Raw genomic sequence first — 9,578 nt, 5'->3', positions numbered from 1 at the left:
AGGGCTGCTTGCGTCGCGTTCATTGCCGACCTCCTTCACGCTAGATGGAAGACCACGGAACGCCCGTTTTAGACCAACGGGCATACCGATGCAGGCGGTCCTCCCCCATAGCATCTCGGGGGGGCAGCCCCCGGCAGGGGGCGTGGGGGCTTCATCCCATCCGCTGCGCAATCTATCGTGGGTCCTCATCCGCCCCCTCCGCTTCGCGCCCCTCCCGGGCGCGCGTCAGCGCCGCCCCTCCCAGGGCGTGCGCGGATCCGGCTTTGCCGGTCCGCTGCGCGAGCCCCCTCGGGGGGCAGCCCCCGGCAGGGGGCGTGGGGGCTCAAATTCCACAGGATTCGACGAGCGACAGGATCGCCTGCGACTGGTAGTTGTCGGCCAGGTGGCAAAGGCGCGTCGCGAAGGGCTGGTAACGCGGGCCGAGCTCGCGCAGTTGCTCGGCACGGGCCCGGATCTCGCGCATGTTGCCGATGCGGGCCAGGCGCAGCAGCTCGTCGAGTTCGTCGGGCGGCGGTCCGACCATCGGGCTGGGCGGGGTGCCGCTGGTCCCGTTGCCGCCGTTGGTCGGCACCAGGCCCATGGCCTGGCCGGCCGCCGCGGCGGGCTGCTCGTGGATCCAGGTGAGCGACAGCAGCCGGCCTATGGTCCTGAGCAGCTGCGCGCTGTCGATCGGCTTGGACAGGAAGGCGTTCGCACCCGCTGCGAAGCAGGCGGTCTCGACCTCGACCGAATCGCTGGCCGTGGTCATGACGACCGGCAGCTCGGCAAAACCGGGCTCGGCGCGCAACGCGCGGGTGGCGTCCAGCCCCCCCATCACCGGCATCGTCATGTCCATCACGATGAGGTGCGGCTTGAGCAGTCGGGCCCGGGTGACGCCCTCCTGGCCGTCGTTGGCCGTGATCACGTCGAAACCCACCAGGCTCAGCGTGTCGGCCAGCAGCGCCCGCAGGGCCGGCGAGTCGTCGACCACCAACACGCGGCGGCGCGGGCCCTCGTGGCCGATGATGCGGCCGAGCGCGCTCGACAGGGTGCCGCCGGCCACCACCGGCAGCTCCAGGTCGAACGAGAAGACGCTGCCGTGGCCCGGCTGGCTCAGCACCTGCAGCTCGCTGCCCATGACCCGCACCAGCTCGCGGCTGATGGCCAGGCCCAGCCCGGCCCCGCCCGAGCGCCGGCGGGCATCCCCGACCTGCTCGAAGGGCAGGAACAGGCGCTGGAGCTGGTCCTCGCTCATGCCGATTCCCGAGTCGGCCACTTCGAAGTGCAGCCGCGTCTGCCACTGCCCGTCCGCCCCCGCCGTGGGCGGGCCGAGCGCACGCACGCGCAGGCTGACCTGGCCGGCATCGGTGAACTTCACCGCGTTGGCGAGCAGGTTGAGCAGCACCTGCCGCAAGCGCATGTCGTCGACGCGCACCATGGCCGGCAGGTCGGGCTCCGCCTGCACGCTGAACTGCACCTGCTTCTCGTCCGCCTTGACGCGGATGATGTCGGCCACGACCGCGAGGAAGTTGGACAGGTCGACCTCGCCGGGCGACAGCGTGAGCTTGCCCGCATCGACCCGCGCCAGGTCGATCACGTCGTTGATGAGGGCCAGCAGGTGCTCCCCGCTTTGCCGGATGATGCGGGCGCTGCGGAGCTGCCGTTCGTCCAGGTGGCGGCTGTCGAGCAGGATCTGCGCGAAGCCGAGGATGGCGTTCAAGGGCGTGCGCAGCTCGTGGCTCATCTTGGCGAGGAACGCACTGCGCGCGCCGGCCAGGCGGCGCGCCTCCTCCAGCGCCGCCTCGCGGGCGGCCTCGGTCGCCTTCTGCGCGCTGATGTCGCGCGCCACGCCCACGGTGCCCAGCAGCGTGCCGTCGTCGTCCAGGACGGGCGCCTTGAAGGTCTCCATCCAGACCGACTGGCCGCCCTCGTGCAGCTCGACTTCCGACGTCCGGCGCTCACGCGAGGCCAGCACCGCCCGGTCGTCCTCCCGCGCGGCCTCGAGCAGGGCCGGCGGCACGACCCCCTCGTCGCCGCGGCCCACCATCTCCTCCGGCTTGAAGCCGTGGGCATTGGCGTAGGCCTGGTTGGTGACGAGGTAGCGGTTGTCCGTGTCCTTGAACCAGGCCCACAGCGGGAGCATGTCGATCAGGGTGCGCAGGTAACGGGCCTGCTGGCGCAGCTGAGCGGTGCGCGCCTCGATGCGCTGCTCCAGGCCGGCGTTGAGCTCGCGCACTGCATCGCGCGAGCGGGCGAGTTCGGCGTTGAGCGAAGACAGCAGCTTGTGCGAACGCTTCAGCCTGAGCAGGAAGTAGCCCGTCATGGCCAGCACGATGCCGGCGCCGGCCAGCAGCGTCCACAGCCAGCGCTGCTGCAGCTCGCGCTGCCGCAGCTCGGCGGTCTGCTGCTCGTTGCTTCGCGTCAGCTCGTCGACATGGCGCTGCTTGTTCTCGGTCTCGTAGCGCTGCGTCAGCTGCAGCACGCGGCTGTTCGCGCGTTCGCGTGCGGCCTTGCCGGACAGCTCGCGCGCCCGGGTGGACCAGGTGTAGGCGCGCTCGTAGTCGCCGCGGGCCGAGAAGGTCTCCGCCAGCCGCGCCGCGCTGGCGGAGGTGTAGATGGAAAAGCCCAGGTCATTGGCGATCTCGTTGGCCCGCTCGGCATGGGCCAGGGCCACGCCGTGGTTCTTCATGTCCTGCTGGACGGCGCTCTCGGCGATCAGCGTCATCCACAGGCCGATGCGGTTGGGATAGTGCTCGTAGATCTCGCGCGCCTGGTCCAGCTGGACCACGGCGTCGGAGAACCGGCCCGCCGCGCGCAAGGTGGTGGCCAGGCCGTAGTGGGCAAAGGCCACGGCGAAGGGCGCCCCGATCTCGCGGAACAGCTCCAGCGCCTGGCGTCCCAGGCGTTCGGCCGCTTCGAAATCCTTGTCGCGCAAGGCCTGGCCGGTCACCCCCTGCAAGGCGAAGCCTTCCAGCATTCGGGACTTGGCGACGCGCGCCTGCACGCGCATCTGCTCGAAGTGCTGCAGCGACTCCTGCTGGCGGATGCTCTGGTCGTACGACAGCGCGAGGCTCTGGTGCGCGTAGGCCAGCGCCAGCGGATCGCCGCTGCGTCGCGCGATCTCCATGGCCTGCACGGCGATCTCGACCGACTCCTCGAACTGCTCGAATCGGCGGTACATCACGCAGGCTCGCAGCATGGCCTCGCCGAGCAGGTCCGGCCGATCGACGCCTTCGAGCGCGGTGACCACCTCGCTCGTGGCCTTGACCAGTTCCTCCAGCTTGCCCTGGTTGATGGAGTTCAGGGCGATGTTGAGATCGGCCTCGGCTATGCCTATGCGGTCGCCGTGGGCCGTGGCGAGCTGATGGGCCTGGCGCGCATGCTCCTCCGCCGGGCTCGTGAGGGCGAGGTAGGTCTCGATGCGGGAAAGCAGGTTCAGCATGAGCGCCCGATCCGCCGGGGGGGCGTCGGGCGGCAGCATGGCCTGAAGGCGCCTGGCCTCGGCCATGGCGCGGGGCACGTCGTTCTCGGCCAGCAGCCGGGCGGCCCGGGCCTGCTGGCGCCAGGCCGCGAGGTCGGTGGCCGCCCACGCCGGGCCGGCCAGCGTGAGGGCGATCAGCAGCAGCAGCGACGCTGCGAGAAAGCGGGCGAAGGTGGGGACAAGGGCCGTCGGGGACTGGATTCGCATCGCACTTTCTAGAAGCGCAGCGTGGCGCCAAGGCTGTACTGGCGGTCGTTGAGCAGTGCCATCTGGGGCCGCGTCGGGCTGCCGTAGTTGGACACCCGCATCGTGCGGGTGAGGTTGCCGCCTTCCAGCGCGACGGTGAGGCTCTCGTTGACCCGCCATTGCAGCGAGGCATCGAGCCAGCCGTAGCCCTGAGTGTAGGCAGGGAACACGCCGACGCCGGCCACCGCGGTGCTGCCGCTGAGGAAGCGGTCGCGCCAGTTCCACGCGATGCGGGCCGTGACCGGGCCGGATTCGTACAGGCCCACGAGGTTGGCGCTGTTGCGCGACAGGCCCTGCAACTGGGTGCGCGTGCCGAGTGCCGTGTTCAGCGTCTGGCTGTCGATGTAGGTGTAGCTCGCCTGGACGCCGAAGCCGCGCCAGGCGCCGGGCAGCCCGCTGAAGAAGTACTGGCCGCCGAGCTCCAGGCCCTGGATGCGCGCCGACTGGCTGTTGTAGGGGCGGCTGACGCGATAGACCTGGCCGTCGTGGGTCTCGTCGTTGCTGGCATTGGCGATGAAGCCGTCGACCCACTTGACGAATCCGGTCAAGGACCACGCGCCCATGGCGCCGAGGTCGTTCTCGATGGCCAGGTCGAGGTTGCTGGAGCGCACCGGCTTGAGTCCAGGATTGCCGGCGAAGCCCTGGTTGAGCCGGGGATCGATCGGGTTGGGTACCAGCGTCAGCGAGGGTGACAGCTGCTCGAAGGTCGGCCTCGTCAAGGTCTTGGACACGGCGGCGCGGGCGGTCCAGCGGGGCATGAAGCGCCAGCGCAGGTCGGCGCTGGGCAGCCAGTCGGTGTAGCTGTTGTCGATGGCTATCGGCTCGACGGTGCCGGTGCTGGGCGAGGATTGATGGCCCTCGACGGCCTCCGCGGTGCGCACGGCGCGCAGGCCGATGCGACCCGCCAGCAGGCCGTCCAGGCCCTCGAAGGGCGCCTGCACGTATGCGGCTTGCGTCTTCTCGTCGATGTGCCAGACGCTGAGCGGGTTGCCTTCGGGCGGGATGGGCGCCGTGATGCCGAAGGCCTCTCGCAGGGCTTGAGGGTCGCGCGCCAGGTCCAGGTTGCCGACCATGTAGTCCCTTAGGCTCGCGATGCCCGTGCCGGGAAAGAAGTCGCCGTAGGGGTTGGGCTGCACGAAGCCGGGCTTGTCCGCGGCGCCGACGCCGGTGACCGCTGCATCCGCAAACACCAGGCCGGGCGCGTTGTGCGCCCGGCGCTTGGCCAGGCGCAGGCCTCCTTGCAGCGAACGCAGCCAGGTGCTGTCGAGCACGATTTCGCCGTCTACGCGGGCTGCCGTCAGCTCGCCATGGAAGGGCCGGGTGCGGTACGCGATGCCCGTGTACCGGAAGTTGGCCGGGTTCGACAGGTCGGTGCCGGTGACCTGCGTGCTGGGGGCCCGGCCGCTCAGGTCCTGCGTGAACTGAGCGGCCGTGCCGCCGAAGAAGGGGCCGCTGAAGAACAGGTTGTTGTAGCTGTTCGCGTGGCTGAGGTCGGCCTTGACCTTGAAGTTGCCCTCGTGCCAGAGCCCGCCGATCGCCGCCTGCTGGTTCCGGTCGATCAGGTCTCGCGCGTAGCTGAGGATGGAAACCGGCGCGTTCAGCCAGGTGATGCGCTGCACCTCGCTGCTGCCGGGGAAGAACACGACACTGGCCGGGTCGAAGGTGCTGGAGGCGCTGGCGTTGATCTGGTCGGAATCCTGGATGGTCTTGAACTCCTGCCAGGAGGCTTCGGCGTAGAGCTCGCGCCCTGCTGCCGGCCGCCACTGCAGCACACCGGAGACCGCTGCGCGCCGACGCGTGCCGACACTCGTGGTCTCGGACGTGCTGCTCGCCACGGTGGCGCCGGGGGCGATGTCGTCGCGCAGCAGGGGCGTACCGGTGCTCTTTTGATCCTCACGCCAGGTGCGGCGCTGCAGAGACACCGCCACCAGGGCCCCCAGCTCGCCGGCGCCGGACAGGCTCCAGCGGTCGCTGGCCAGTGCGGCGTATTGAGGCGCGTCATTCTTGACGAGGTCGCCGTGCACCAGACGCGCCGAGGCGATGAACTGCCGGCCGACGAAGTCCAGGGGCCTTCGGGTGCGCAGGTCGACCAGGCCGCCCAGGCCGCCTTCCAGCAGGTCGGCAGACGAGGTCTTGTACACGTCGATGCCGGCCACGAGCTCGGCCGGGATGTCGGCAAAGTCGAAGGTCCGGCCCACGCCGGCGGTGAACACCTCGCGTCCGTTCAAGGTGGCCTCGACCTGGGTCAGGCCACGCACGGTGACGATGCCGCCTTCGCCGCGGTCGCGCTGGATCTGCACGCCGGTCACGCGCTGCAGGGCCTCGCTGACGCTGAAGTCGGGCAGGCGCAGGATGTCGTCCGCCACCACTGAATCGACGATGGCCAGGTGCTCGCGCTTGATGGCTTGAGCCGTGTCAAGGCTGGCGCGCTGGCCCCTCACGACGATGCGCTGGGCAGGGACGGCTTCGGTGCCGGCCGCTTCGGGCGGCTCCGCCTGTGCTTGCGCGTGGGAGGCGGCCGGCAACGCCGCCAGTACCATCACGGCCGTGGCCGGCGACCATGGGGAGTGGCCAGCTTTCTGCGCCTTCGATTTCACGCTGCTGCCCTCCAGAAGGTTGCCGATGATCCTATTCCTCCATTGCGACGCACACAACGCCCAGACATCGGCTGCTGCCCTATCGTTAACTCTATAGACTGACCCGGTCTCGTTGACCCAACGCCATGCCGACGGATGCCGACATTTCCCGCACGCCGGCCACCGTGATGGTGGTCGATGACGTGGCTGCGAACCTGCAGGTGATGGCCAGCGAGCTTGAGCGCGGAGGCTACTCGGTGGTCGTGGCGCAAGGCGGCGAGGAGGCGATGGAACGCGCGGCGCTCGTCCGGCCCGACCTGATCCTGCTCGACGTGCTGATGCCCGGCATCGACGGATTCGAGACCTGCCGCCGGCTCAAGGCTTCGCAGGCCACGCGCGACATCCCCGTGATCTTCATGACCGCCCTGTCCGACACGCCGCAGAAGCTGGCCGGGTTCGACGTCGGCGCGGTCGACTACGTCACCAAGCCGCTCGATGGCACCGAGGTGCTGGCCCGGGTGAAGACCCAGGTCGCGCTGGCCGAGATGCGGCGCGAGCTGGCCGACCGCAATGCGCGGCTCGCGCAGGAGGTGGCGGTTCGGCAGCAGGCCGAGGCGGCGCTGCAGCGCTCGAACGCCGAGCTGGAGCAGCTGGCCTATGTGGCCTCGCACGACATGCAGGAGCCGCTGCGCATGATCGCGAGCTACCTGCAGCTGGTGGAGCAGCGCTACCAGGACAAGCTCGATTCCGACGGTCGGGAGTTCATCGGCTACGCGGTCGATGGCGCCAAGCGCATGCAGGTGTTGATCAACGATCTGCTGACCTACTCGCGGGTCGGCACCAAGGCCCGGCCCTTCGAGCCGGTTGCGCTGCAGACGGTGGTCGAGACCGCGCTCGTGCACCTGCGGGTAGCGATCGAGGAGAGCGGTGCCCTCGTCGCCATCTCGAACCCCCTGCCGAAGGTGCTGGGCGATTCGACGCAGCTGGTGCAGCTGATGCAGAACCTGATCGCGAATGCCATCAAGTTCCGAGGCAGCGCAGCGCCCGAGGTGCGCATCGAATGCGGCGACGATGGCGCGGCGTGGTGCCTGAAGGTGCGCGACAACGGCATCGGCATCGAGCCGGTGTACTTCGATCGGATCTTCGTGCTGTTCCAGCGGCTGCACGGCCGGGGCAGCTACCCGGGGACCGGCATCGGCCTGGCCCTGTGCAAGCGCATCGTCGAGCGCCACGGCGGGCGCATCTGGGTCGAATCCAAGCCGGGCCAGGGCTCGGCCTTCTGCTTCACGTTGCCGCACCCCGCGGGTGCCGGCGACGCCTGACGAAAGACACTGCATGCCACCCCCTTCGTCCGACTCCGTCCAGGTCCTGCTGATCGAGGACAACCCTGGCGACGCACGGCTGATCTCGGCGCTGCTCGAGCACGCGACTCCGCTGGGGCTGCGGGTGTCGCTGCAGCACGCAGAATCGCTCAGCGCCGGCGTGGAGCGCCTGCGCGCCGGCGGTGTCGACCTGATCCTGCTCGACCTGGGCCTGCCCGAAAGCAGCGGCCTGGAGACGGTGCAGCGGCTCAGGACGCACGCGCCGCACTTGCCGACGCTGATCGTGATGAGCGGGCTCGACGACGAAGAGGTGGCCGTGCAAGCCCTTCAGGCGGGTGCGCAGGACTACCTCGTCAAGGGTCGGGTGGATGCGCCCATGCTCGTGCGCGCCATGCGCTATGCCATCGGCCGCCACCAGGCGGAGGAGGCGCTCACGCGCGAGCTGGAGCGCTCGCGCGAGCTGGCCCGCGAAAGGGCCGGGCGGCTTCAGGCTCAGGGCGAATCCGAGGGCCTGCGGCGGCTGCTGGAAGAGCGCGACGAGATGCTGCGCCTGCTCGCCCATGAGGTGCGTCAACCGCTGAACAATGCGTCGGCGGCGCTGGACGCGGCGGCCCAGGCGATAGCCCAGTCGGGCGACGGCGTGCGACCGGAGGCCAGGCCCCGGCTGGTGCGGGCGCAGCATGTGCTCGATCACGTCATCGGCACCCTCAACAACGCCCTGGCGGCGGCCACGATGCTGACCGCGGGCGACACCGGCAGCGTGGCCGAGGTCGACCTCGATGCCTTCATCAACCTGGTCGTGCACGACATAGGCGCCGACGTGCGCGGTCGCGTGGAGCTCGTGTCGCAATCCGAGCTGAGGACCGTGCAGCTGCAGCCCGCACTGATGCGCCTGGCGCTGTGCAACCTGCTGGTGAATGCCCTGGCGTATTCGCCGGCCGGCACGCCGGTGCGCCTGAAGGTGACCGACCGCGAGGATCCGCCGTCGCTGTGCTTCGAGGTGACGGACGAGGGGCCGGGCATCCCGCCGGAGCTGATGCCGAGCATCTTCGAGAAGGGTACGCGCGGGCCCAACGCGAAGGCCGGCACAGGCGCCGGGCTGGGCCTGTACATCGTGCGCCGCGTGGTCGACCGCCACCATGGCAGCATCGAAGTGTTGCCGAGGGTAACGCGGGGTACCATCGTTCGCCTCAGCATTCCCCAGGGCATCGAGGCGTAGCGTCATCAACCGGTCCTTGGCCCAGGGAGGGCTCGATCGACATGCCAACTGACCCTGGATCCCTGCCGGCCACGCTGGCCCTCATCGACGACGACCCCGAGTACGCCGAGTACCTGGGGCAGTCGCTGCGCGAACACGGCGCCGCTGTCACCGTTTTCGGCGACAGCGACGAGTTCCTCACTTCCGCCGGCGCCTTCGATTTCGACTTCTTCGTGATCGACCTGACGTTGCCGGGCGTCGACGGGCTGGACCTGGTGCGGCTGATACGCCGCAAGGGCTCGGCCGGCATCGTGGTGGTCTCGGGTCGCGTCGGCGACGACGTGTTCGATTCGGTCCTGCGAGCCGGCGCCGACATGTACCTGATGAAGCCGGTGCGTGCCGAGCAGGTGGCGCTGGCCATCGAGGCCGTGCAACGGCGCCTCGTGGCCAGTCGCACGCAGGCCTCGGTGTGGCGCCTGGAGCGAGCCGGGCGCACGCTCGTCGCGCCCGAGGGCACGCGAATCGAACTCAGCGAGGGCGACTTCGCCGTGATGGAGTGCTTCGCGGCGGCCGGCGGCGCCACGGTGACCCGTGGCACCCTGTGCGAACGCCTGGGGCGAGACCCGGCGACCGAGGCCGACAACCTCCTGCACGCAGCCATCTACCGCCTGCGCCGCCGTATCGAGCGCGCCACGCCGTCCGCCGTGCCCCTGCACTCCGAGCCGAAGGTGGGCTACATCTTCAAGGGTCGCCTCGTCGAGGCCTGAGCCTCGACG

Annotated in this window: 5 protein-coding genes; 3 read left to right on the top strand and 2 right to left on the bottom strand. The window is 69.8% G+C overall.

Annotated elements, in window-relative coordinates; genetic code table 11:
* Window positions 1-322 precede the first annotated feature (322 nt).
* Window positions 323-3,667, bottom strand: coding sequence for an ATP-binding protein (locus ACS5PM_RS31945; RefSeq protein ID WP_439392151.1), 3,345 nt, complete (start codon window positions 3,665-3,667; stop codon window positions 323-325).
* An 8-nt stretch (window positions 3,668-3,675) separates the two neighbouring features.
* Window positions 3,676-6,303: a TonB-dependent receptor gene (locus tag ACS5PM_RS31940; RefSeq protein ID WP_439392150.1), complete on the bottom strand. Its 2,628-nt coding sequence runs from the start codon at window positions 6,301-6,303 to the stop codon at window positions 3,676-3,678.
* Window positions 6,304-6,428: 125 nt separating this feature from the next.
* Here ACS5PM_RS31940 and ACS5PM_RS31935 point away from each other — a divergent pair, with 125 nt between their 5' ends.
* Genes ACS5PM_RS31935 through ACS5PM_RS31925 form a run of 3 tightly spaced genes read left to right on the top strand, consistent with a single transcriptional unit; the run spans window position 6,429 to window position 9,569 of the window.
* Window positions 6,429-7,604, top strand: coding sequence for a sensor histidine kinase (locus ACS5PM_RS31935; RefSeq protein WP_439392149.1), 1,176 nt, complete (start codon window positions 6,429-6,431; stop codon window positions 7,602-7,604).
* A 13-nt stretch (window positions 7,605-7,617) separates the two neighbouring features.
* The gene (locus tag ACS5PM_RS31930) at window positions 7,618-8,823 is read left to right on the top strand and encodes an ATP-binding response regulator (RefSeq protein ID WP_439392148.1); all 1,206 of its coding nucleotides are present in this window, start codon (window positions 7,618-7,620) and stop codon (window positions 8,821-8,823) included.
* A gap of 41 nt (window positions 8,824-8,864) precedes the next feature.
* Complete coding sequence (locus ACS5PM_RS31925) at window positions 8,865-9,569, top strand: response regulator transcription factor (RefSeq protein ID WP_439392147.1); 705 nt, start codon at window positions 8,865-8,867, stop codon at window positions 9,567-9,569.
* Window positions 9,570-9,578 lie beyond the last annotated feature (9 nt).

This window comes from Ideonella flava, from assembly GCF_051857595.1.
In the GTDB taxonomy this organism is placed as follows: domain Bacteria; phylum Pseudomonadota; class Gammaproteobacteria; order Burkholderiales; family Burkholderiaceae_C; genus Ideonella.
The sequence above is the reverse complement of the archived record's forward strand: the minus strand, read 5'-3'. Positions and strand labels throughout refer to the sequence as shown.